The sequence below is a fragment of the Sorangium sp. So ce1335 genome (assembly GCF_051521615.1).
GTDB lineage: Bacteria > Myxococcota_A > Polyangia > Polyangiales > Polyangiaceae > Sorangium.
On the sequence record NZ_CP150363.1, the window covers coordinates 3729492 to 3752481 of the forward strand.

At 73.1% G+C, this 22990-nt stretch carries 17 protein-coding genes; 14 read left to right on the forward strand and 3 right to left on the reverse strand.

From position 1 onward, the window contains the following. Window positions 1-100 precede the first annotated feature (100 nt). The 14 genes from WMF24_RS13915 (at window position 101) to WMF24_RS13980 (ending at window position 17917) form a co-directional block, all read left to right on the forward strand. Window positions 101-1054, forward strand: coding sequence for a hypothetical protein (locus tag WMF24_RS13915; RefSeq protein ID WP_437736877.1), 954 nt, complete (start codon window positions 101-103; stop codon window positions 1052-1054). A gap of 516 nt (window positions 1055-1570) precedes the next feature. Next, the gene (locus WMF24_RS13920; protein ID WP_437736878.1) at window positions 1571-2740 is read left to right on the forward strand and encodes a DTW domain-containing protein; all 1170 of its coding nucleotides are present in this window, start codon (window positions 1571-1573) and stop codon (window positions 2738-2740) included. Between the two features lie 363 nt (window positions 2741-3103). Then, complete coding sequence (locus tag WMF24_RS13925; protein ID WP_437736879.1) at window positions 3104-3328, forward strand: hypothetical protein; 225 nt, start codon at window positions 3104-3106, stop codon at window positions 3326-3328. Between the two features lie 19 nt (window positions 3329-3347). Next, window positions 3348-4412 carry a hypothetical protein gene (locus WMF24_RS13930; RefSeq protein ID WP_437736880.1) on the forward strand — a complete coding sequence of 355 codons (1065 nt, stop codon included), beginning with the start codon at window positions 3348-3350 and terminating at the stop codon, window positions 4410-4412. Then, a complete protein-coding gene (locus WMF24_RS13935) occupies window positions 4403-4756 on the forward strand; it encodes a hypothetical protein (protein ID WP_437736881.1) in 354 nt (117 codons plus the stop codon). Before WMF24_RS13930 ends, WMF24_RS13935 begins: the two co-directional genes overlap by 10 nt. A gap of 375 nt (window positions 4757-5131) precedes the next feature. Then, window positions 5132-6118 carry a macrolide 2'-phosphotransferase gene (locus WMF24_RS13940; protein ID WP_437736882.1) on the forward strand — a complete coding sequence of 329 codons (987 nt, stop codon included), beginning with the start codon at window positions 5132-5134 and terminating at the stop codon, window positions 6116-6118. Between the two features lie 181 nt (window positions 6119-6299). After that, entirely contained in the window at window positions 6300-7253 is a 954-nt protein-coding gene (locus WMF24_RS13945) for a TolB family protein (protein ID WP_437736883.1), read from the forward strand. A 136-nt stretch (window positions 7254-7389) separates the two neighbouring features. Then, complete coding sequence (locus WMF24_RS13950) at window positions 7390-7731, forward strand: hypothetical protein (protein ID WP_437736884.1); 342 nt, start codon at window positions 7390-7392, stop codon at window positions 7729-7731. Then, complete coding sequence (locus WMF24_RS13955; RefSeq protein ID WP_437736885.1) at window positions 7728-10763, forward strand: ATP-binding protein; 3036 nt, start codon at window positions 7728-7730, stop codon at window positions 10761-10763. Before WMF24_RS13950 ends, WMF24_RS13955 begins: the two co-directional genes overlap by 4 nt. After that, window positions 10760-12178 (forward strand): sigma-54-dependent transcriptional regulator, encoded by a 1419-nt coding sequence (locus WMF24_RS13960; RefSeq protein WP_437736886.1) that lies wholly within the window; start codon window positions 10760-10762, stop codon window positions 12176-12178. The genes WMF24_RS13955 and WMF24_RS13960 overlap by 4 nt, the downstream gene beginning before the upstream one ends. Window positions 12179-12438: 260 nt before the next feature. Then, window positions 12439-13827, forward strand: a complete 1389-nt coding sequence (locus tag WMF24_RS13965) for an MFS transporter (protein ID WP_437736887.1) — start codon at window positions 12439-12441, stop codon at window positions 13825-13827. A 400-nt stretch (window positions 13828-14227) separates the two neighbouring features. Then, window positions 14228-16078 (forward strand): cellulose binding domain-containing protein, encoded by a 1851-nt coding sequence (locus WMF24_RS13970; protein WP_437736888.1) that lies wholly within the window; start codon window positions 14228-14230, stop codon window positions 16076-16078. 91 nt (window positions 16079-16169) lie between these two features. Continuing rightward, window positions 16170-17183, forward strand: a complete 1014-nt coding sequence (locus tag WMF24_RS13975; protein WP_437736889.1) for a phosphotransferase family protein — start codon at window positions 16170-16172, stop codon at window positions 17181-17183. 104 nt (window positions 17184-17287) lie between these two features. After that, the gene (locus WMF24_RS13980; protein WP_437736890.1) at window positions 17288-17917 is read left to right on the forward strand and encodes a hypothetical protein; all 630 of its coding nucleotides are present in this window, start codon (window positions 17288-17290) and stop codon (window positions 17915-17917) included. Window positions 17918-18058: 141 nt separating this feature from the next. On the opposite strand, the gene WMF24_RS13985 is transcribed toward WMF24_RS13980, so the two are convergent. The 3 genes from WMF24_RS13985 to WMF24_RS13995 all read right to left on the reverse strand — a co-directional run bounded on the left by WMF24_RS13985 (window position 18059) and on the right by WMF24_RS13995 (window position 22790). Then, complete coding sequence (locus WMF24_RS13985) at window positions 18059-18592, reverse strand: hypothetical protein (RefSeq protein ID WP_437736891.1); 534 nt, start codon at window positions 18590-18592, stop codon at window positions 18059-18061. Window positions 18593-18672: 80 nt separating this feature from the next. Further along, window positions 18673-21240, reverse strand: coding sequence for a polynucleotide kinase-phosphatase (locus WMF24_RS13990; protein WP_437736892.1), 2568 nt, complete (start codon window positions 21238-21240; stop codon window positions 18673-18675). 17 nt (window positions 21241-21257) lie between these two features. After that, window positions 21258-22790, reverse strand: coding sequence for a 3' terminal RNA ribose 2'-O-methyltransferase Hen1 (locus WMF24_RS13995; RefSeq protein WP_437736893.1), 1533 nt, complete (start codon window positions 22788-22790; stop codon window positions 21258-21260). Window positions 22791-22990: the final 200 nt, after the last annotated feature.

A 22990-nucleotide genomic window follows, 5' to 3' on the forward strand; every position in this document is an offset into this window, starting at 1 on the left:
TCGCGATAGCAACGGGATGAGGCGCAGAGGCGCAAGCGATAGAGAGCTCATCTGCTGCCGCCGGAGGGCCCCGGTCCGGAGAGCTCGCTAAGATGTCCGCATGCGCCAGCTTGCCTTGTCCCTCGCCGCCCTTTCTCTCCTGCTCACGGCCACCGCGCCGGTGCTCGCCGAGCAGACCGTCACGGAAGAGAGCTGGGCGAAGTCCCACGGCTTCCGTCTCGGCGTGGAGGCGGACGTGCTCGCCCGCACCATCGAGGCGAACCTCCCCCGCCGGGACGCGGCGAGCGGCGGCGGGACGAGCGGCGACGGGACGAGCGGCGGCGTGGAGGAGGAGCGCTCCTTCGCGGCGTCCTTCGCGGTGGTCGCCCAGATCCCGCTCTTCGCGGGGCTCCACCTGGACGCCGAGCTGCCTTTTGCGTATGGGAGCAGCCAGGCGCGCCCGCCCGGCCCGGCGGAGGCCGACGCGGCGACCGTCGCGCCGGAGCTCGAGGGGTTCTTCTTCGGCAACCCCTCGATAGGGCTCCACTACGTCGCGAGCATCTTCCCCATGATGATGCTCGTCGGCGGGATCTCGGCCTCCATCCCGATCACGCAGGATCCATCGGATGACACGGAGGCGGCCGCAGCCGCGGCGCGGGCCGTGCGCGGGTACTTCGACGCGCAGCGGACGCTCCTGGAGCACGTCCCGCTGCGGGCCCGCGGCGGCATCGAGCTGCGCCCGATCGAGGCGTTCTATGTGCGGAGCGATCTCGTGGCGATGTTCGCCATCCCCACCGGCGACGGAGAGACGGAGATCTTCGTCGAGCACGCCAGCGAGGCGGAGCTGCGCAGCGTGGGCGGGTTCGGGGTCGGCGCGCGGCTCCAGGCCGCGTTCCCGCTCACGCAGACCGACATGCTGCAGCTCGCGGCCGAGCCCTTCGTCGGGGTGGAGCCGCCCACGTCGGGCCTGTACTTCCGGGCCGGGCTGCTCGTGGCGCTGGACGAGCCCCTCGGGTTCGGCCTGGATCAGGGCAAGCTGGCGACGGTCCGCGTCGCCCTGGGGGGAAAATTCTGAGCCGCGGTCGCAGGATCCCGGAATGATGGAACCGCCAAGGCGCCATAAGACGCCAAGATCTTTGTGTTTTCTTGGCGTCCTTGGCGCCTTGGCGGTTCAAAAAGACCCCACCTTCGGCCGACGTGCCCCACGACCTGACGAGAGCCTCCCGGGAGAATTGAAATTCAACCCGGAGGCTGTCGAGAGCCTCCCGGGAGAATTGAAATTCAACCCGGAGGCTGTCGAGAGGCTCCGGGAGAATTGAAATTCAACCCGGAGGCTGTCGAGAGGCTCCGGGAGAATTGAAATTCAACCCGGAGGCTGTCGAGAGGCTCCGGGAGAATTGAAATTCAACCCGGAGGCTGTCGAGAGGCTCCGGGAGAATTGAAATTCAACCCGGAGGCGTCAGGTAGCCATCTTCGTCGAATAATTCTTCTGATGCTGTACTGTGCGCGCCTGCACAGCCCCTGGCGAGCCGAGCTGCCGCGACCACGCGGTGCGTGGATCTCGCGGTCTGCGCGGCCTACGGTGCCCGCCATGCGCGACGTCTGCTTTCGCTGCTGGCGCCCCCGCCCGGTCTGCTACTGCGCGCTCCTGCCGTCCTTGCCGACGAGGACGCGGGTCGTGCTCCTCCAGCACCCGCGCGAGCGGCGGGTGGGCATCGGCACGGCGCGCATGACCCACCTGGCGCTGCCCAACTCCGAGCTGCACGAGGGGGTGGTCTTCGAGGACGACGCGCGGATCAGGGCCCTCGCCGCCGATCCGACCACGGCCGTGCTCTTCCCCGGCGGCGACGCCGATCCGGCGGCCGGGCCGCCCGTTCGGTCGCTCCTCGTCGTCGACGGCACGTGGTGGCAGGCGAGGAAGATGCTCGCCCTGAACCCGCGCCTCGCCTCGGTGCGCCGCATCGGCATCACACCCCGGGCGCCGGGCAACTACCGCATCCGCAGGGAGCCGCGGCCCGAGTGCCTCGCCACCGTCGAGGCGGTGGCCAGCGCGCTCGGCGCGCTCGAGGGCGAGCCCGCGCGGTTCGACGCGATGCTCCGGGCCTTCGCGTTCATGGTCGACCGGCAGATCGAGCACCAGGCGAGGAGCGACGGCCCGCGACGGCGGCGGCGCACGCAGGCGGCCTCGCCGCTCGATCCGCTGCGCCCGCACCGCGCGGCGCCGGAGAAGGTCGTCCTCGTCGACGGCGGGGCCAACTCCGGGTGGCCGGCGGACGCGGGCGCGGCAGGGCCCAGGTCCGAGCTCGTCCACCTCGTCGCCTGCCGCGCGTCGGGCGAGCGCTTCGAGGCGTTCCTCCGCCCGCGGTGGCCGCTCGGCCCGAGCGTCGCGCACCAGCTCGAGCTGCCCGAGCGGCGCCTGCTCGACGGCGAGGAAGCGGGCGCGGCCGTGGCCCGGTTCCGCGAGTTCGTCGGCCCCGGCAGCGTGCTGAGCGCCTGGGGCTCGTTCACGCTGGACCTGCTCGCGCAGGAGGGCCTCGGGCGGCCGCCGTTCCTCGATGTGCGCGACCTCTGCGCGCGATACCTGCGGCGGCGGCCCGGCGGCATCGCCAACGGGGCGCAGGCGCTCCTGGCCGGGGAACCGGCCGAGCCGCCGCCGCGCGGGAGCGGGCGGGCCGGGCGCACGCTGGGCTGGCTCGAGGTCGTCCTCGCGCGCCTGCTCCACCTCGCGGGAGAGGACCACGGCGCCGGTCTTCCGGGATGATGAGGGATGATGAGCGCCCGCCGCAGCGAGCCAGCGGGCGCGCCGGCGGAGAGCGCGCGGCTTCTCCGGTGCCGGGCCTTCACGGGTGACGACGAGCCCGGACGGCACGAGCACCGCGGCTTTGCTTGCTGACGCAACGTCTTGCTCGAGCGAGCCAGAGCCGGCGAGCTTCCATCACGCGAAAGCCGGGGGCGCAGCGGGGCATGAGGAGTGCTTTCTCGCTGACCCGACAAGAGGCAGACCGTACATCGGGCAGGCAGGCTGCAGGGCAGCTCGGCGGCCAGGATGGATTCCTCCCCGCCCCGCGGCGGATGGCGGACTGCTCCGGACAAGCAACGACCCGAAGCTGGAGGACTGAACACCATGAAGTATGCACATCGTCTCATCGCGGCGGCGGCCGTGATCTCCGGATGGCTCGGCGCTGCCAGCCTGGCGTACGCGGACGTCATTCCCCCCGCCAACGGCGGAGGTGGTCCCGACGCCGTGGCGACGCCGGTGGCCGCTTACGTGATGAGCTTCCTGGCCATCGCCGGGCTCGTGGGTGTGCCCCTCGCGCGCCGCCGGCGGCATCGCGACGCCCTCGGGTGAAGCAGCGTGAGCGCCCGTCATGATGGACGTCCTCCTCGCGCCGCTCGACCGCCTGCGGCGCGCCTGCTTCCGCCTCCTGGGCCGCCACGTGGGCACCTGGGTCGCTCGCCGGGACGTCCGCGTGTCGGTGCTGGGGACCATCGCCGTCGTGACGGCGCTCTCGGGCGCGCTGCTGGCGCCGACATGGCTGCTGGCGCTCGGTCCCATCGTGCTCGGCGTCCCTCACGTGCTCGCGGACGTCCGTTACCTCGTCGCGCGCCCGGGCCTTCATCGGCGCGGGCTCGCGGCGCTCTCCGTGGCCGCGCCGCTCGCCGCGGGCGCGGTGACGAGCCGCCTCGCGTGCGGGCTCCTGGCGGCGGTGGCGGCGGCCTTCGTCGCGAGGGGCACGCGCTGCCGCCGCGCCATCGCGATTGCCTGCCTGGCGCCGCTCGTCGCCGTCGCCGTGGCCTTCCGCGGCTGGTCCGAGCTGGTGTTCGCGCACGCCCACAATGCGATCGCCGTCGGGCTATGGTGCGCCTGGCGGCCGCGGCGGACACGCTGGCACCTCGTGCCCCTCGCGCTGTTCCTCGGGTCGTCGGTCGCGATCGCGACAGGCCTCCTCGATCCGCTCTGGCGCGCCGCGGCCGCGGCGCTGCCCGGGCACGGAGCGCCGATCCACGCCCACGTCCGCGACCTCGCGCCGCGCGCGCCGGGCGACCTCGGCGTCCGCCTCGTGCTGCTCTACGCCTTCGCGCAGTCGGTGCACTATGCGGTCTGGCTGAGGCTCGTCCCGGAGGACGATCGCCCCCGCCCCGCTCCGCGCGGGTTCGTGAGCAGCTGGAGAGCGCTCGCGGACGATCTCGGGCGCCCGTTCCTCTGGCTCACGGCGGCCGCCTCGCTCGCGTTGATCGCATGGGCCTGCGTCGACCTCCTGGCTGCGCGCGCCGGCTACCTTCGATTCGCGGTGTTCCACGGGCACCTCGAGCTCGCGGCCGCCACATGGCTCTTCATCGAGCGGCGCTGGATGGCCGGCGCCGGCGACCCGGGGCAGCAGCGGGGCTCGCCGAGCCCTCGACGCATGGCGCTCGCGCCGTCGTGCGCATGATGCGCTGGGCGGTCGCCTTCGCCTTCACGCAGGTCGTCGAGGTGCCCGTGTACCTGGCCGCGATGCGCCGACAGCGCCTCGAGGCACGGCGCGCGGCGCGCTTCTGCGCCGCGTTCGGCGCGAGCGCGCTCACGCACCCGCTCGTCTGGTTCGTCTTCCCGCGCCTCCTGTCGCGCCAGGGCTACTGGACCCTGTTCGCGGCGGCCGAGTCGTTCGCCGTCGTGGCCGAAGGCTGCTATCTCGGCCTCTTCGGCCTGCGCCGCGCGCTCCGCTGGGCGCTCTGCGCGAACGCGCTGAGCGTAGGGCTCGGCCTTGCGCTGCGGAGCTGCGTCGGCTGGCCTTGAGATGACGGAGATGACGGGCGATCCGGGGCACCAGCGACCTCGGCGTCGGCCGAGCGCGCTGAACGCCGTTGCGGCCCGGGGCGCCGCGTGAGATGCTCCGGCCGTGCAAGCCATCCGGTTTCGCTGAGTCCGGCATCCTCGTCCTCCCGTAGCCCCGGCGCCGCCGCGGGCACGCGGAGAGCGCGCGGGTGCCTGTCCGTGCCCTGTCTTCCTCCGAGCTCGCTCGAAACGTGGAAGACCGGGGCGCGTCGACTCACGCCCGGGAGCCTGGATGGAGCACGCCACGCGCATCGGATCGGTCGTGAGCTCGCGCCGCGAGTCTTCCCCCCACCACGCGCGCCGCCCTGCCAGGGGCGCGCGAAGAGGCCCGCGATCATGACCGAACCTCAAGATGCCCAGTCCACCGCTTCTTCCACCGTCTCTTCTACCGGCTCTTCCGCCTTCGCGCCGATCGAGTCCGTCGGCGCGCTCCTCGACGCCGCGCGCCGCGAGGGGCTCCGGCTCGTCACGAGCCAGGCCGACTTCGACCAGACCGGCCTCGACTTCCGCGTCGTGCACGCCCACGACGAGGACGGCGTGCCGTGGGTCGTGCGCACGCCGCGCCGGCCCGCGGTCGTCGCGTCGGCGCGCGTGGAGGCGCGCGTGCTCGCCCTCGTGCGCAAGCACCTGCCGGTCGCCGTGCCCGACTGGCGCGTGCACACGGATCAGGTGATCGCCTATCCGCGGCTCGTCGACGTGCCCGCGATATCCATCGATCCCGAGGCGGGCGTGCGCTGGCACCGCCTCGATCCGGCGGCGCCCTCCGACGCGTTCATCGCGTCGATGGCCGCGGCGCTCGCGGCGCTCCAGCGCATCGGCGCGGCGGAGATCGAGGCGGCGGGCGTCCCCGTGAAGTCGATCGACGACGCGCGCCAGGCCCACGCGCGCGCCATGGACGAGACGCGCGCCGTGCTGGCGCCGCCGGACGTCGTGTGGGCGCGCTGGCAGCGCTGGCTCGCGAACGACGCGATCTGGCCGCGCCACCTGGCGCTCGTGCACGGCGACCTCCACCCCGGGCACATGCTCCTCGACGAGGGCGGCCGGCTCACGGGGATCCTCGACTGGACCGAGGCCCACATCGGCGACCCCTCGACCGACTTCGCGCTCTTCGCCGGCGCCTTCGGCAAGGGGGTGCTCGACACGCTCATCACGCGCTTCGAGGCGGCCGGCGGCGCCACGTGGCCCGGCCTCGCGGCCCACGCCGCCGAGCGCTGGGCGGCGTGGCCCGCGATGGCGGCGAAGTGGGGCGTCGACTCGGGCAACGAGGGCGTCATCGAGCACGCGCGCAGCTTCCTCCCCGGCCTCGTGGCCGAGAGCGCGTGACCCGCGGCGCGCGCGGCGCCCGCCGCGCGTGACCCGCGGCGCGCGCGGCGTCCGCCGCGCCGCGCGCGCCGTGGGCGCGGTCGGACGCGGATAGGACCGCGGCACCGGCGGAGGTAAGATCCGGCGCGCGCCGAGCGGGCCAACGTCCCTCGCTCATCGCGCCTGAAGCTCTCGATTGGCCATGTCGGTACAGAGATCTACCCGGAAGGTCCCCTCCGCCACGCTGCTCGACGGGACCTTCCGGGCGCGGCGATCCCGCTGGCGCGCGGGGTCGTGGGGGGTGGCGCTGGCGCTCGGCGGGGCGGCGTGCGCGGACCAGCAGGTCGTGATCGGCGTGTTCGTGCCGGAGCGGCCGCGGTTCACGGCGCCGGAGCGGGTGGCCGCGCTCAACGACGACGCCGCGAGGGACGAGGACCCGACGCTCACGGGCGATCTGCTCGAGATCCACTTCATGTCCGAGCGCGGCGCGAGCCAGGACATCTGGATCTCGCGGCGCGCGGACCTCGATTCGCCCTGGGAGACGCCGACCGTCGAGCTCGCGGAGAAGCTCAACAGCGCGGACAACGACGACACGCCCGCCATCTCGAACGACGGGCTCCGGATGTGGTTCTTCCGCAACAGCGCGCAGAAGACGGGCATCTGGATGTCCGAGCGCCCGAGCCGGAGCGACCCGTGGGGCGACCCCTCCTACGTCGAAGCGCTCAACCCAGGTCACGAGCGCGGCACGCAGGCGATGAACGCGCACGTCGACCTGCCCGAGCTCCGCGTCGTCGTCGGCCTGAACGGGCCCGATACCCAGGGCTGGGATCTCGCGATCGCGTCCCGCGCGAGCCCGGAGGACGAATGGGGCGCCTTCGCCCCGATCGCCGAGCTGAACGACGAGGGCGACCAGCTCGCCCCGTTCCTCTTCGACGACGGCCGGCAGATCCTGTTCCGGTCGGGCGACGACCTGTTCTGGGCCCGGCGGCCGTCGACGGACGAGCCGTTCGGCGAGCCGGAGCCGCTCGACGAGGTGAACGATCCGGCGGCGCGCGAGAACGATCCGTACCTGTCGCCGGACGGGTCCACCCTGTTCTTCTCGTCGGAGCGGAGCGGCGGGACCGACATCTACGAGGCGCGTCGCGTCGTGCCCTGATCGGCCGGGGAGACATCGGCCTGACGGCGCGCCCCTCGGCCTGACGGCGCGCGCCGCTTCGACCGCCCCGTGATGATGCGTTGCGTCGTGCTGCGGCGCGTATTCAGCCGCGGCAGCCCTGGGTAGCCTCTGCATCATGAGCGGAGGACACGACGCGGAGGTGGGCGCGGCGGATCGCGCGCTCGTGCTCGTGTTGCTCGGCGCGCTGCTCCTCCTGTCGCCGGCGCGCCTGCTCTGGGCCCGCGGCCCGCTCGCGGTGGGGGCCGTCTTCGCCGTGTGGGCCGCGCTGATCGCGTTCGCCGCGCTCGCGACGCGCGCCGACCGCGACGGCCGCGCCGATGACGCCCGCGCCGACGCGGGCCGCGCCGACGCTGGCCGCGCCGACGCCGGCCGCGCCGATGCCGCCCGCGCCGATGCCGCCCGCGCCGCCGCCGTCCGCGCCGCCGCCGTCCGCGACGATCGAGAGCCGCCGCCGTGATCAACGTGGGCGTCCTCCTCTTCGCCACCGTCGCGTGGCTGGCCGTGCTCGCCGCGATCGCCCTCGCCGCCCAGCGCGAGCGCATTCCCCGCGCGCTCGCGCGCCACCCGCTCGTGCTCGCCCTCTCGCTCGGCGTCTACGCCTCGTCGTGGACGTACTACGGCGGCGTCGGCTTCGCGCAGCGCCACGGGCTCGTCTTCCTCGCCGTCTACCTGGGCCCGACGCTCGCGTGCATCGCCACGCCGCTGCTCTGGTCGCGCGTCCTCCGCATCACGCGCGAGCAGCGCCTCTCGTCGCTCGCCGACCTCCTCGCGTTCCGCTTCCAGAGCCCCGCCGCGGGGGCCATCGCCGCCGCCTTCTCCCTCGTCGCCAGCGTGCCGTACGTGGCGCAGCAGTTCCGCGCGACGGAGCAGTCGGTCCGCGTCCTCTCGGGGCCGGGGCACGAGGAGGCCGTCGGCGCCGTCTTCTGCGCGCTGCTCGCGCTCTTCACGGCGTTCTTCGGCGCCCGCCCGCCGGCCGAGCGCGGGCGCGAGGACGGCCTCGCCGCGGCGGTCGCGTTCGAGTCGGCGGCGAAGCTCGCCGTGCTCGCGGCCGTCGGCCTCGTCGCCGTGCTCGGCGTGTTCGGCGGCGCGGGCGGCCTCGCGGGCTGGCTCGACGACAACGCCGCGCAGGTCGCGGCGCTCGCCCGCCCCGTGCGCGACGACGCCGGGTGGACGTCGATGCTCGTCATCAGCTTCGCCGCGGCCTTCCTGCTGCCGCGCCAGTGGCACATGGCCTTCGCCAGCGGCGCCGGCGACCGCGCGCTCGCCACGGCGGCCTGGGCGTTCCCGCTGTTCCTCCTCGCGCTCAACCTGCCCGTCTTGCCCGTGCTCTGGGCCGGCTCCCGCCTCGCCCCGGCCGAGCCCGCCGACAGCTACGTGCTGCTCGTGCCGCAGCTCCTCGACCAGCGCTGGCTCGCGCTCGCCGCGTTCATCGGCGGCATCTCCGCGGCGAGCGCCATGGTCATGGTCACCGCCGTCGCCCTCGCGAACGACAGCGCGACGCACCTGCTGCTGCCGCTCGCCAGGAGGACGCTGCGCCGCAACGTCTACGCGCGCGTGCTGTGGATGCGGCGCGGGCTGCTCACCGCCATCCTCGTCGGCGGCTGGCTCTTCCACCGCGCGCAGACGAACCGCGGGCTGCTCGTCGAGAGCGGCATCGTCTCGTTCGTCGCCTTCGCGCAGTTCCTTCCGGGGCTCTTCGCCGTGCTCTTCTGGGAGCGCGCGACGCGCGCGGGGTTCATCGCCGGGCTCCTCGCCGGCATCGCGACGTGGACGACGGCGTGCCTCGCGCCGCTCCTCCCCGAGATGACCGGGATGGAGCCGTCGTGGCTCGACCTCCTGCGCTCGGGCGCGGACCACGCGCGTGAGATGGGCGCGGCGCGCCTCTCGCGCGCAACGCTGAACGACACCTGGTCGCTGCCGACGTTCGTCTCGCTCGCCGTCAACGGCGCGACGCTCGGGCTCGTCTCGCTCCTGCGGCCGCCGGGCGAGGAGGAGCGCGAGGCGGCGCGCCTGTGCCGGCGGCGCGAGATCGGCCCGTCGGTGGAGCGCGCGACGGTGCCCGCCAGCGTGAGCGCGCTGGAGGAGCGGCTCGCCCGGCTGCTCGGCCGCGAGGCCGCCGGCATCGAGGTGACGCGCGCCCGGATCGAGCTCGACATCCCGCGCGACGAGACGCGGCCCACCGAGCTCCACGCGCTGCAGGAGCGCCTCCACCGCAACCTGTCGCCGCTCGTCGGCCCCGTGCTCGCCAGGACGGCCGCGGAGGCGGACGCGCCCGCCGCCGGCGGGGCGAGCGGCGCGCTGACAGAGCAGCTCCGGTGGCTCGAGCGGCGCCTGGCGCGCGGGGAGACGCGGCTCGTCGGCGCGGCGAAGGAGCTCGACCTCCTGCGGCGGTGGCTCCGCTCGCTGCTCGCGCAGCTCCCGCTCGGCGTGTGCGCCGTGGGCTCCGACGGCGCGATAAGCCTCGTGAACCGCCGCCTCGAGGCGCTCGTCGGCGCCGAGGAGCGCGACCTCGTCGGGGCGACGCTCGACAGGCTGCCGGCCCCGTTCGCGGAGCTGTTCGCCCGCGCCGCGCGCGCGGCCTCCGCGGGCGAGGCCGGCGCGGGCGCCGACGAGGTCGAGGTGCGCGTCGCCGGGCGGGCGCGCGCGCTGCGCGTCCACCGCGCCGCGCTCGACCCGCTCGACGGGCGCTCGGCCTCCGGGGGCGTCGTCCTGCTCGTCGAGGATCGCACCGAGCAGCGCGCCCTCGAGGCGCAGCTCGCCCACCGCGATCGCCTCGCCCAGCTCGGCCGCCTCGCCGCGGGCGTCGCCCACGAGGTCGGCAACCCGCTCACCGGCATCGCCTGCCTGGCGCAGAACCTCCGGGCCGAGGCCGACAGCGACGAGATCCGCGCGCGGGCGGGCCTCATCCTCGGCGAGGCGGCGCGCATCGAGGCGATCCTGCGATCGCTGCTCGATCACGCGCGCACCGGCGCCGTGCAGTCGCCGGGCGAGATCCGGCGCGCGCGGGTCGGGCGCGTGGCGCTCGCCGAGGTGGTCGCCGAGGCCGAGCGGCTGATCCGGCTCGACCGCGCGGCGCCGCGCGTCCACGTGGAGCAGGCCTGCCCGGAGTCGCTCGTCGTCATCGGCGACCGGCGCGAGCTCGTGCAGGTGTTCGTCAACCTGCTCGCGAACGCCCGCGACGCCTCCGAGCCCGGCGCGACCGTCGCGGTGCGCGGGCGGATCGAGGCCGGCGAGATCGTCGTCGAGGTCGAGGACCACGGCAGCGGCATCCCCGAGGAGCTGCTCGGCGAGGTGCTCGAGCCGTTCGTGACGACGAAGCGCGACCCGAGCGGCACGGGGCTCGGCCTGCCGCTCTCGCGCTCGATCGTCCAGGATCACGGCGGGACGCTCGCGCTGCGGAGCGCGGTGGGGCAGGGGACGACCGTCGTCGTCCGGCTTCCGCTCGCGGGCGCGGCCGGGGCGCGGCGCGGGCCGGAGGCGGAGGCATGAGCCGGATCCTGCTCGTGGAGGACGAGGTCGTGATCCGGACGGAGCTCCGGCGGCTGCTCGCCCGCCACGGGCACGAGGTGATCGAGGCGGGGTCGATCGCGGAGGCCGAGGCGGACGGCGACCTCGGCGCGTTCGACCTGGTGCTGGCCGACGTGCGCCTGCCCGGCGCGCCGGGCACCGAGCTCGTGGGCCGGTGCGGCGGCGCGCCTGTCGTGCTCATGACGAGCTACGCCACGGTGAAGGCGGCGGTCGAGGCCGTGAAGCGCGGCGCCGCGGATTACCTCTCGAAGCCGTTCGACCACGACGAGCTCCTCACCCTCGTCGCGCACCACCTCGCCGTCGCGCGCCCCGGGCCGCGCGCGGCCGCGGAGAGCGCGCCGGGCGCCACGCCGCCCGCGCCGCCCGTGTCGGTGCCCGCGCCGTCCGCGCCGTCCGGGCCGCCGGCGTGCGACGACGACGAGCTCGAGGGGCTCGTCGGCGGCTCGGCGGCGATGCGGGAGGTGTTCGCGCAGGTGCGCCGGGTCGCGCCGAGCGAGGCGACGCTGCTCCTCCTCGGCGAGAGCGGCACCGGCAAGGAGACGCTCGCCCGCGTCGTGCACCGGCTGAGCCCGCGGCGGCACCTCCCGTTCGTCCCGGTCCGCTGCGCGGCGATCCCCGAGGGGCTCATCGAGGGCGAGCTCTTCGGGGTCGAGCGCGGCGCCTTCCCCGGCGCCCTCGCGGCGCGCGCGGGGCTCTGCGAGGCCGCGGAGGGCGGGACGCTGCTCCTCGACGAGATCGGCGATCTGCCGGTGAAGGTCCAGGCGCGGCTCCTTCGCTTCCTCCAGACGGGCGAGGTGCGGCGCGTCGGCGCGAGCCGCGCCCGGCGCGTCGACGTGCGCGTCATCGCCGCGACCCACCGGGATCTCGCGGAGATGGCGCGCGGCGGGTCGTTCCGGAGCGACCTGTATATCCGGCTGCGGCTCCACGAGATCCGCCTGCCGCCGCTGCGCGAGCGGCCGGGGGACGCGGTGCGCATCGCGGAGTCGCTGCTCGCGCGGCTCGCGCGGACGACGGGCCGGGCGCCGCTCGCGCTGTCGCCGGAGGCGCGCGCCGCCGTCGCGGCGGCCCCGTGGCCTGGCAACGTCCGCGAGCTGGAGAACGCGGTCCACCGCGCCGTCGTCCTCGCCGAGCGCGGCGCGATCGAGCTCGGCCACCTCGGGCTCGACGCCCCGCCGCGGCCGCCGGCGCCCGCCGCGCGCGCGGCCCAGCGCGACGGAGAGCCCCCGTCCGACTCGCTCGAGGACTACTTCCGCCGCTTCGTCCTCGAGCACCAGCACGAGCTGACCGAGACCGAGATCGCCCGTCGACTCGGCATCAGCCGCAAGGCGCTCTGGGAGCGGCGACAGCGTCTCGGGATCCCGCGGCCGCGCACCTGATCCGGCGCGCGCTTCGCACCCGCGCGCGCCGCGGCGCGCGCACGGACCGAGACGGCAGAACGATTTGCTGTATCCATCCGTCGCCGTCGCGCGCCGCCGCGCGTCGTCGCGCGGTGTTACCGATCGTAACGGGGCGTCGCCGGGTGAGACCACCCACGTGATCTCCCCATGGCGGAACGGGTATTCCCTGGGCGCAGTGCGTGATATCCGGATCAAGCCCTATCGATAAGCGCTGGAACTCCTTACGAGGAACCGCTCCCATGGCACAGACGTCTCCCCAAACCCTCCCAGTGACCCCGAGCCTCGCCCGCGAGGGTGGGGGCGAGCGCGAGGTCGTCGACAGCGCAACGCTCTGGAAGGTCATCTTCGCCTCCGCCGGCGGCACGATGATCGAATGGTACGACTTCTACATCTTCGGGAGCCTTGCCGCGATCATCTCCACCCACTTCTTCCCGAAGGACAACCCGACGGCGGGCTTCCTGCTGACGCTGGGCACCTTCGCCACCGGCTTCGTCGTCCGCCCGTTCGGCGCGCTCGTGTTCGGGCGCATCGGCGACATCGTCGGCCGGAAGTACGCGTTCCTCGTGACGCTGCTGCTCATGGGCGGCGCGACGGCGGTCATCGGTGTCCTGCCGACGTACGAGAAGATCGGGCTCGTCGCCCCGCTCGCGCTCGTGCTGATCCGCCTCGTGCAGGGCCTCGCGCTCGGCGGCGAGTACGGCGGCGCGGCGGTGTACGTCGCGGAGCACGCGCCCGACGAGAAGCGCGGCTTCTACACATCGTTCATCCAGATCACGGCGACGCTCGGCCTGTTCGTCTCCCTGGCGGTGATCCTCGGGACGCGCATCGCGCTCGGCGAGGAGGCCTTCAAGGACTGGGGCTGGCGCGTCCCGTTCCTCCTCTCGGTCATCCTCGTCGGCGTCTCCTTCTACGTGCGTACCCGCCTCAAGGAGTCGCCCATCTTCTCCAAGCTGAAGGCCCAGGGGAAGACGTCGGCCGCCCCGATCAAGGACAGCCTCGGCAACAAGCGCAACTGGAAGGTCATCCTGATCGCCCTCTTCGGCGCGACGGCCGGCCAGGGCGTCGTCTGGTACACGGGCCAGTTCTATGCCCTCTACTTCCTCCAGAACACGCTGAAGGTCCCGTTCATCACGGCCACGATCATCGTCGCCGTCGCGCTCGCGCTCGGCATGCCGTTCTTCGTGTTCTTCGGCGCGCTGTCCGATCGCATCGGCCGGAAGAAGATCATGCTCGCGGGCAACCTGTTCGGCGCGATCGGGTTCTTCCCGGTGTTCTGGGCGATGAAGCAGAACGCGGACAGCCCGGTCGTGCTCACCGCGCTCGTGTTCGTGCTCGTGATCTTCGTCACGATGGTCTACGGCCCGATCGCGGCCTACCTGGTCGAGGCGTTCCCCGCCAAGGTGCGTTACACGTCGCTCTCCATCCCGTACCACCTCGGCAACGGCGTGTTCGGCGGGCTCCTGCCGCTCATCGCCTCGTCGGTGACGGTCGCGACCGGCAACATCTACGCGGGCCTCCTCTACCCGATCGCGATCGCGCTCATCACCGTCGTCGTCGGCGGCGTGTACCTGAAGGAGCGCAGCGACGTGCGCCTCTGGGACGAGCTCGAGCGCGAGCGCGAGGCCTGAGGGCGGCAGGCGGCGGCCTCTGCCGCCAGAGCGCCGCCGCCCACCGGAGCACCGCCGCGCGCCATCGCCGCCGCCAGCCCGCGGCGGACCCGGCCCCCCCGGCCGGATGAGGGCGCGCTCCCACCGAGACACTCGGCTTCGATGAACGCGAGCGGCTCACCTTGTGTGAGCCGCTCGCGTTTTGTGGGTTCATCGCACCTCACGACAGCCGATCTCGACTCGTTATCAGGCTGAGAAATAACAGCCAGGCTCGATCTGTGACGTGTCGTGATCAGACAGGCGTCGTTCGGGAATTCCGCCTGAGCGCGCCGCGTCACACGCTTTGCGCGCGCCGCGCTTGCGCGGTGCATCTCGATGAAACGATTCGCAGCTTGCTTGAACACTTCAAGGAGAAAACTTCATGCGCCTTGCTAGCTTGCTGGGCCTCTGCTCGGCCTCGATCGCGTGCTTCCTTGCCGCCTGCATCGGCGTGCCGACCGATGACGAGGAGATCGCGTCCCAGGAGGGCGGCGTCGTGCTCAGCGCGGACGAGACGGTCTCGGCGGATATCAGGATGCAGTCGCAGTGGCAGGGAGGGTACTGCGCGAGCGTGACCGTGAAGAACGAGAGCCGCAACGCGATCTCCTCCTGGGGGGTTGTCGTCGCGCTCAACGGGTCCAGCTTCGTCAATTCGTGGAACGTGACGACGACCTCGTCGGGCGGCCAGTTCACCGCCGTCCCCATCGGCTGGAACGCCACGCTGGGCGCGGGAGCCTCGACGGAGTGGGGCTTCTGCGGGAGCGGCAGCGGAACGCCGACCGTCGCGTCGGTCCGCGGCAGCGGGAACGGCGGCTCGACGTCGTCGAGCTCCAGCAGCAGCGCGTCGAGCAGCTCCAGCAGCTCCAGCAGCAGCTCGGCGAGCTCCGGAACGGGCGGGGCTGGCGGAGCGGGCGGCGCTGGCGGCGCGGGTGGCGCTGGCGGGGCGGGCGGCGCCGGCGGAGCGGGCGGCTCGGGTGGCGGGGGCGGCGGGACCACGGGCCCCGGCTGGGACTGGGCCGGGATCATCGGCACCGGGCAGAGCCTGTCGGTCGGGGCGCAGGCGACGCCCGTCAGGGCGACGACCCAGCGCTACCACAACCTCAAGCTCTCGCTGGGCAACGTCAGCGTGCCGCCGTTCAACCCGAACGCCAGCGGGCTCTCGATGGTGCCGCTCGTCGAGCCCATCCGCCCGCTCGCCACGGGGTATCCGAGCGCGTATCCGCGCAACATCTACGGCGAGTCGCCGCACACGGCGATGGGCGACCAGATCACGACGCTTGTGCAGGGCGCGACGGGCCGCGATTACATCAGCGTGCACACGGTCGTCGGCGAGAGCGGACAGGCCATGTCGGTCATCCGGAAGGGGGCCAGCGACACGGGCTCCACGGGGCGGGCCTACGCGGCGTCGCTGTTCGAGACCGCCGCGATCGCCCGGCTCGCGAGCGCGCAGGGGAAGAAGTACGGTGTCGGCGCGATCGTGATCACCCACGGTGAGTCCGACGCCGGCAGCTCGAGCTACAGGAACGATCTCATCCGGCTCTGGACCGACTACAACAGCGATATCAAGCCGCTGACGGGGCAGACCGAGTCGATCCCGATGTTCGTGTCGCAGCAGCACGCCTATCCGACCGGCTCGAACCAGCGGTCGGCCTCGACGCTCGCGCAGTGGCAGGTCGGCGTCGACCGCCCGGGCGACATCATCTGCTCCGGGCCGAAGTACCAGTATCCGTACTCGACCGACAACATCCACATGACGACGGAGGGCTACGAGCGGCTCGGCGAGAAGCTCGGGCAGATCTACAACGAGGTGGTGGTGCAGGGCCGCGACTGGCGGCCGCTGGAGCCGACCCGCGTCGAGCGAAGCGGCCGCGTGATCACGGTGCACTTCCACGTGCCCGTGCCGCCGCTCGCCTGGGACAATACGCTGCCCGCGCCGCACCAGAGCGCGCTCACCGAGTGGTCGCAGGGGAAGGGCTTCGAGGTGCGCACGGCGAATTCCCGCATCCGGATCAGCTCCGTCGAGATCTCGGGCAGCTCGGTGCGCATCACGGTCGGCAGCGATCTGCCGGCGACGGGCGTCTACGTCGGCTACGCGATGACGAGCGACGGCGCGGCGTTCCCCGGCCGGACGTGGCGCTCGGGCCAGCTCCGCGACTCGGATCCGTTCGTCGGCTCGATGACGCGCGTCGCGCAGCCGAACTACGCGGTGGCGTTCGAGATGCCGGTGCCCTGAGCCTCGCCGGGCGCGGCGCGGCGCGGGCGGGCAGGCGGGCGGGCGGCTTGATGCGAGGGCATGCCGTGGTGTACGCGCGGTACACCACGGCATGGAGCTCATCACCCTCGAGCAGGGGCCGGCCTCCGCGGCGCGCTCGCTGACCGCCGACCAGATCCTCGCCCTCTGCCGGCGCGCGTTCGGAGAGCGCGTCGTCGTCACGTCGGCCCGGGAGCTGGGGGGCGGCACGTTCAACACGACGTACCTCGTCGCGCTCGCCGATCAGCAGGTCGTCCTGCGCGTCGCCCCGCCGCCGGGGGCCGCCCTGTCGTGGGACGAGGTGGCGCTCATGCGCCGCGAGATCCACATCCAGCCCTTCTTCGCCGCGCTCGCGGCGCGGATGCCGCGGACCCTCGCGGCGGACTTCACGCATCAGCTCATCGACCGCGACTACGTGTTCCAGACCTTCCTCCCTGGCGAGCGCTGGGACCACGTGGCCGACGCGCTGTCGCCCGGGGAGGCGGGCGCCCTCTGGGAGCAGCTCGGCCTCGTCACGAGGACCATCCACGACACGGTCGGATCCGTGTTCGGCGGTCCGCATCCGGCGCCCGAGTTCCCGCGCTGGAGCCAGGCGGTGCTCCATCGCCTGGCGCGTTCGCTGGAGACGATATCCGGGCTGGGGCTCGATGGGAGCGAGATGGCGACGGCGCTGGCCGTCATCCGGGCGCACACGGCCGTGCTCGACGAGATCCGGGAGCCGCGGCTGATGCACGGCGATCTCTGGCTGTATAACGTCCTGATCGAGCGCGGTCCGGGAGGGGCGTCGATCGCCGGGGTCATCGACGCCGATCGGGCTTTCTGGGGCGACCCGATGGCCGACTGGACGATGTTCGCGCTGTCGATGTCCGCGTCGCCGGAGACGCAGCCTCTCCACGATCGCTTCTGGCAGGCGTACGGCCGGCCGGAGCCGACGCGCGCGAGCGCCTTCCGGGCGGTGGTCTACGAGGCGATGAACGCCGGTTTCGCGCTGCCCTGGGGCGCGCGGTACGGCGACGACGACCTTGTGCACCGGGGCAAGCGCGCGCTGCGCGAGGCGGCGGAGGCGCTGCCGCGGCTGCGACCCTAGCGGGGCGCTCCGGGGAGACGGCGCTCGTTCGAGGGCCGCCTGTTTCTCCTGCGCCGCGCCCTGGCACGGCTGAACGCCCGACCACATTGACGAGGAATCCTGTCATGACGATACGCTGGCACCCGATGCTCAGGCCAGAGGACGCATGCCGCCGGCTCGCTGCTGCCCTCGCGATCTCGGCTGGCGCCGCGATCGTGCTCTGGCCGAAGGACGCCCTCGCGAATGCCGGCATCCCGATGATCGTCCTCGCGTGGCCCGCATCATGGATCGCCTTTGTTCCCGTCGTGCTCGTCGAGGCTGCGGTGGCTCGGCGGGTCCTGGCCCTGCCGACGCGAGAGGCGCTCAAGCTTTCTCTGGCCGCGAACGCATGGTCCACGCTCGCAGGGATTCCGATCACGTGGGCTCTCCTGACGTGCCTCGAGATGCTCGCTTGGTCCATGCTGCCGATGATTGGCCGTGAGCTCGAAACGGCCGCCACATTGCTCTTGATACCGTTCTCTGCTCCGTGGCTACCCTCCGTCGGGGAGCGCTGGATCGTGTTCGCTGCCGGGGCCTTTCTCTGTGTGCCCTTCTTCTTCGCCTCCGTGTGGATCGAAGCGCGAAGCGCTGCACGCCGCGTGCCGGCGACCGACGCGCGCCGCTGGGCCAAGAGGGCGAACGCCGTCACCTATGGCTTCTTCTTGGTCACGCTCGCGCTGGTCGCGTGGGCGAGCCACGCGGGCAGCGTCGGCTAGAGCAACAAGCGGGTTGAACCCGCCTGAAACGAGCAGAACTTCGAACCGCCAAGACGCCAAGGACGCCGAGACATTGTCTTCTTCTTGGCGTCCTTGGCGTCTTGGCGGTTCACTTCTCGCTCTCTCAACGTCATCGTTGTTCTAGCCGCGGTCAGCTCCCTCGAGATTCAGAGGCTCTCCAGGCGACGTACAGTCGTGCAGGCGCTTCATGACGCTGCGCGCCCACGTGGTGAGCTCGCTCCACTCGCGGGGCCCGTCCCCATACCAGATCACATTCGCCGTGGCGCCTACCCCGCTGGAGAGCGTGTACACGGCGCCATCGGCGCAGGGCGGCGTCGAGATGTCCACGACCGGGATCCGCATGCTGGCCGCCTCGCGGCACCACGCGTCTACCATCACAGGGTCGATCTCGGCGTCGCGAACGCGCAGCGCGTCCCCATGTCCTTGCGGTAGCGTGACGCGGATCTCCCGCGCTATCGCCGGTGCGCCTGGTGGACGGCGGGTATCCCGCCCAGCAACGATGACCCAAGCATACCCATGAAACGAGAGCGATGAATGATACGCGAGCCGTATGCGTGGCTGGCCAGCGAGCGCGGGGCCAACGAGCGCGGGATCGATGCGCTCGGGCCACTGCATGGCATCCATCTGCTCACGCGACGCAGGTTTGATGGCCATGTGCATCACGCTGCCACAGCGTCGCCCCTCCTGTCGAGCAGCCGGAGGCTACTCGTGGCCGAACCCTGCCGGCAATCCCGTCACAACCGCGGATCGACCGGCTCGCTCTCCAGCGCCAGCACCCCGAACACGCACTCGTGCACGCGATACAGCGGCTCCCCCTCGACGAAGCGGTGGAGCGCCTCCAGCCCGAGCGCGTACTCGCGGAGCGCGAGCGCCCGCTTCGACGAGACGCTGCGGTGCCGCAGCCGCGCGAGGTGCTGCGGCATCAGGTACTCCGGCCCGTAGATGATGCGCAGGTACTCCGGCCCGCGGCACTTGATCGCCGGCTGGACGAGCCCGCGCGGGCCGCGCACGACCCACTCCCACGACTTGACGACCATCCCCTCGCCGCCGCGCTCGACCATCTCCGTCCAGAAGGCCACCGCCGCGGCCTCGCTCTGCGGATCCGACAGGTCGACCACGCAGTGCGGCGTCGGCACGAAGAGCGCCGGATCGACCTCGCAGAGCCGCCCGAGCTGCCGCAGGTGAACCCCGTGATCCCGCGCCGCGTGCACAGCGCCCTCGCTCGCCAGCAAGTGGAACGGCGCGAGCCGGATGTCGGCCAGCGAGCGCACAGGCCAGCAGTAGCGCCGGTAGGCCGCCACGTACCCGTCCATCGCCGCCCTCCGCGCCACGTGCCGCTCGAGCAGCGGCCGCGCGCTCTCGTCCCGCGCCGCCGCCATCTCCAGCGCCCGGACCGCCGCGCCGAGCGACGCGCGGCCGGACGACCCCACGGCCGCGTACTGCCCGCGCAGCAGGTCCTGCGCCTTCGCCGACCAGGGCAACAGCTCCGCGTCGAGGCAGACCCAGTCGGAGCGGAGCTCGCTCCACAGGTCCGCGCTGTCCATCGCCGCGCGCACCCGGTCAATGAGCTCGCGGCTGCGCGCCTCGTCCGCGAAGAACGGCCTGCCCGTGCGCGTCGTGCACACGCCGAGCGGCCCCTCGTCGACGCGGAACCGGCGCTTTCGCGCGGCCTCGTCGCGGCACACGACGAGCACCGCGCGCGAGCCCATGTGCTTCTCCTCGCACACGACGCGGCCCACGCCGTTCTGCCGGAAGTACGCGAACGCCTCGCGCGGGTGCTCGAGCACCCCGCCGTCCTTCGCCGTCTCGGTCGGGGACATCGTCGGCGGCAGGTAGATGAGCCACCGCGGATCCACGGCGAAGCGGCTCATCGCCTCGAGCGCCGCCGCCGCGTTCTCCTCGCGGATCGTCACCATGCCGTGGACGCGCGTGCGGATCGCGCGCCGGCCCCTCACGTCGTCGATGTCGAGCACGTCGGCGTCCTGCCCGCGCGACGCGGCCCTCGCGTCGCCCGCGAGCGGCGCGAGCGGCTTCTTCGGCTCGTAGTACACGCGGCGCGCCTTGACCTCGACGAGCTCGCGCTCCGGGTAGCGAAGCGCCGTGAGCGCGCCGCCGAACACGCACCCTGTGTCGATGCAGATCGTGCGGTTCTCCCACTCGGCCACGGTCGTCGGCGTATGGCCATAGACGACCATCGCCTTGCCGCGATACTCCGAGGCCCAGTTGTACCGCACGGGCAGGCCGTACTCGTCGGTCTCGCCGGTGGTCTCGCCGTACAGGCAGAACTCGCGCACCGCCCCCGAGCCGCGGCCCTGGAACGCCTCCTTCACCCCCGCGTGCGCGACGGCGAGGTTGCCGTCGTCGAGCACGTAGTGGCTGACGAGCCCGTCGATGAAGTCCGCCGCCTTCGCCTTGAACTCGTCGGTCTCGACCTCGAGCTGCGCGACCGTCAGCTCGAGGCCGTGGGTCAGCTTCACGTCGCGGCCGCGCAGCTTCTTGAGCAGCTTGACGTCGTGGTTGCCCGGCACGCACAGCGCCGCGCCCGACTCGACCATGGCCATCGCGAGGCGCAGCACGTCGGGCGAGCGCGGCCCGCGGTCCACGAGGTCGCCGAGGAAGAGCGCGCGGCGGCCCTCGGGGTGCGACGCGCGCGGCGCGTCCGGCAGCCCCTCCAGGCGGTAGCCGAGCGCCTCGAGCAGCTCGACGAGCTCGTCGAAGCAGCCGTGGACGTCGCCGATGATGTCGAACGGCCCGTGGTCGTCGCGGCGGTCGGTCCAGAGGCGCTGCCGCTCGATCGTGGCGGCCGCCGCCTCCTCGGGCGACGACAGCACGTGCACGTAGCGGAAGCCCTCGCGCCGCAGGTCCCGGAGCGAGCGGCGCAGCTCGCGGCTCTGGCCGCGCACGACGTGCGGGCCGAACTGCCGGTCGGGCCGGCCGGCGTTGCGCGCGTGGCAGAGCTTCTCGGGCATGTCGAGCACGATGGCCACGGGCAGCACGTGGTGCTCGCGCGCGAGCGCGACGAGCGGCCTGCGCGCGTCCGGCTGCACGTTCGTCGCGTCGATGACGGTGAGCCGCCCTGCCGCGAGCCGCTTGCCCGCGATGAAGCGCAGCACCTCGAACGCGTCCGCGCTGGCGGCCTGGTCGTTCTCGTCGTCGGAGACGACGCCGCGGTAGTGGTCGGACGAGAGGATCTCCGTCGGCTTGAAGTGCGCCCGGGCGAACGTGCTCTTGCCGGAGCCGGACGCGCCGACGAGCACGACGAGCGAGAGGGTGGGGACGATGAGGGGCTTCTGTTCGCTCACGGCGACACCTTGCTCGCTCACGACGACACCTCCGCGCGCGCGGCGCCGGTGTCTCCCGCGCCGTCGGCGCCGCTCGCGCCCCCGGCGTCTCCCGCGCCGTCGGCGCCGCTCCTTCCGCCCCCGTCGCCCCCGTCGCCCCCGCCGTCCGCGCCGCCTGCGCGCAGGAAGACCGCCATCTGCGTGGGCGCGCCGAGCGCGGCGTCCATCGGGCCGATGGGCAGGTGCTCGACCGAGTAGCCGTGCGCGGCCGCGACCTCCTCGCAGAAGGCGTGGAACTCGGCGCGCGTCCACTCGAAGCGGTGGTCGCCGTGGCGGAAGGCGCCGCGCGGCAGCCCCTCGAAGCGCTCGTTGTACTCGGCGTTCGGCGTCGTCAGGACGACGACGCGCGGCCGGGCGTGCTCGAAGACGCTGCGCGTCAGCGCGCCGAGGCGCGAGGGGTCCACGTGCTCGATCACCTCGACGAGGGTCACGGCGTCGTAGCCCGAGAAGCGCGCGTCCCTGTACGTGACCGACGCCTGGAAGAGCTGGATGCGCCGCCGCTGCTTGTCGGGGAGGTCGTCGAGACGGAGCCTTCGCTTCGCGACCTCGAGGCTGCGCACGGAGACGTCGGCCCCGGCGACGCGCTCGAAGACGCGCTCATCGACGAGGCGCTTCAGCAGCTTGCCCTCGCCGCAGCCGAGGTCGAGCACGCTCCGCGCCTCGGCCCGGCGCAGCGCCGCGACGACGGCCGCGCGGCGCGCCTCGTCCAGGCTGATCCGCGCCTCGGCCGTGTCCTCGGGGGCGGCCTTCTCGTCCTCGGTCTCCTCGGGGCTCGCGTCCTCGTCGGCGACGAGCCGCGCGAGCGCCGCGCGGAAGAGCGGGCGGCTGTGCTTGAGGTACCGCAGCGCGATCGCCTCGCGCTCGGGGTGCTCCGCGAGCCAGCCCTCGCCCTTGGCGAGGAGGTTCTCGACCTCGGCGTCGCCGACGTAGTAGTGCTTCTTGTCGTCGAGCACGGGCACGAGCACGTAGAGGTGCGCGAGCAGCTCCCGGAGCCGGCACGTCCTCGAGAGCGAGACGCGCAGGTAGCTGCTCTGCCCCCACTCCGGGAACGCCTCGTCGAGCGGGAGGCGCTCGGCCGTGACCTCGTAGCCGAGCGGCTCGAACAGCCGCCGGAGCAGCGCCTCGCCGCCGCGGCACGGCAGCGCCTCGATCGTGGCCGAGAGGGGGAGCGGTGCGTCGGCGAGCTCCGGGCGGTCGCGGCACTTGCCGCCGAGCGCCGAGCCGAAGACCTGCGCGATCGCCACCGAGAGGAACGACGACGCGACGTAGGGCCGGTCGTTGACGTACTGCGCGAGCGTGCCCGGCTCGCCCGCGCCGCGGCCGCGCACGAGGTCCACGGGGTCGACGTCGAGCAGGAGCGCCGCGGTGCACCGCTGCTCGGTGGCCTCGGGATAGAACACGTGCGCCTTGCCGAACGAGAGCGAGAACGACTGCGTGTGCGCCGGGTTCTTGACGAGCAGGTAGCCGAGGTCGGTCGCCGGCCGGTGCGTGGTCGTGAGCGTGAGGAGCATGGAGGGCCGCAGTCTACGGGAGCGTGGTGACTCGCGGCAATCCGGAGCGTGGTGACTTGCGGCAATCCGGAGCGTGGTGACTCGCGGCGATCGGGGAGCGGGGCGAACCGCGGCAATCGGGGAGCGGGGTGACTCGCGGCGATCGGGGAGCGGGGCGAACCGCGGCAATCGGGGAGCGGGGTGACTCGCGACGATCCGGG

Excerpts from the sequence above, each read along its gene's own strand:
- WMF24_RS13915 (WP_437736877.1), top strand. The coding sequence starts at position 101 with ATGCGCCAGCTTGCCTTGTCCCTCGCCGCCCTTTCTCTCCTGCTCACG.
- WMF24_RS13920 (WP_437736878.1), top strand. The coding sequence starts at position 1,571 with ATGCGCGACGTCTGCTTTCGCTGCTGGCGCCCCCGCCCGGTCTGCTAC.
- WMF24_RS13925 (WP_437736879.1), top strand. The coding sequence starts at position 3,104 with ATGAAGTATGCACATCGTCTCATCGCGGCGGCGGCCGTGATCTCCGGA.
- WMF24_RS13930 (WP_437736880.1), top strand. The coding sequence starts at position 3,348 with ATGATGGACGTCCTCCTCGCGCCGCTCGACCGCCTGCGGCGCGCCTGC.
- WMF24_RS13940 (WP_437736882.1), top strand. The coding sequence starts at position 5,132 with ATGACCGAACCTCAAGATGCCCAGTCCACCGCTTCTTCCACCGTCTCT.
- WMF24_RS13945 (WP_437736883.1), top strand. The coding sequence starts at position 6,300 with ATGTCGGTACAGAGATCTACCCGGAAGGTCCCCTCCGCCACGCTGCTC.
- WMF24_RS13950 (WP_437736884.1), top strand. The coding sequence starts at position 7,390 with ATGAGCGGAGGACACGACGCGGAGGTGGGCGCGGCGGATCGCGCGCTC.
- WMF24_RS13960 (WP_437736886.1), top strand. The coding sequence starts at position 10,760 with ATGAGCCGGATCCTGCTCGTGGAGGACGAGGTCGTGATCCGGACGGAG.
- WMF24_RS13965 (WP_437736887.1), top strand. The coding sequence starts at position 12,439 with ATGGCACAGACGTCTCCCCAAACCCTCCCAGTGACCCCGAGCCTCGCC.
- WMF24_RS13970 (WP_437736888.1), top strand. The coding sequence starts at position 14,228 with ATGCGCCTTGCTAGCTTGCTGGGCCTCTGCTCGGCCTCGATCGCGTGC.
- WMF24_RS13975 (WP_437736889.1), top strand. The coding sequence starts at position 16,170 with ATGGAGCTCATCACCCTCGAGCAGGGGCCGGCCTCCGCGGCGCGCTCG.
- WMF24_RS13980 (WP_437736890.1), top strand. The coding sequence starts at position 17,288 with ATGACGATACGCTGGCACCCGATGCTCAGGCCAGAGGACGCATGCCGC.
- WMF24_RS13985 (WP_437736891.1), bottom strand. The coding sequence starts at position 18,592 with ATGGCCATCAAACCTGCGTCGCGTGAGCAGATGGATGCCATGCAGTGG.
- WMF24_RS13995 (WP_437736893.1), bottom strand. The coding sequence starts at position 22,790 with ATGCTCCTCACGCTCACGACCACGCACCGGCCGGCGACCGACCTCGGC.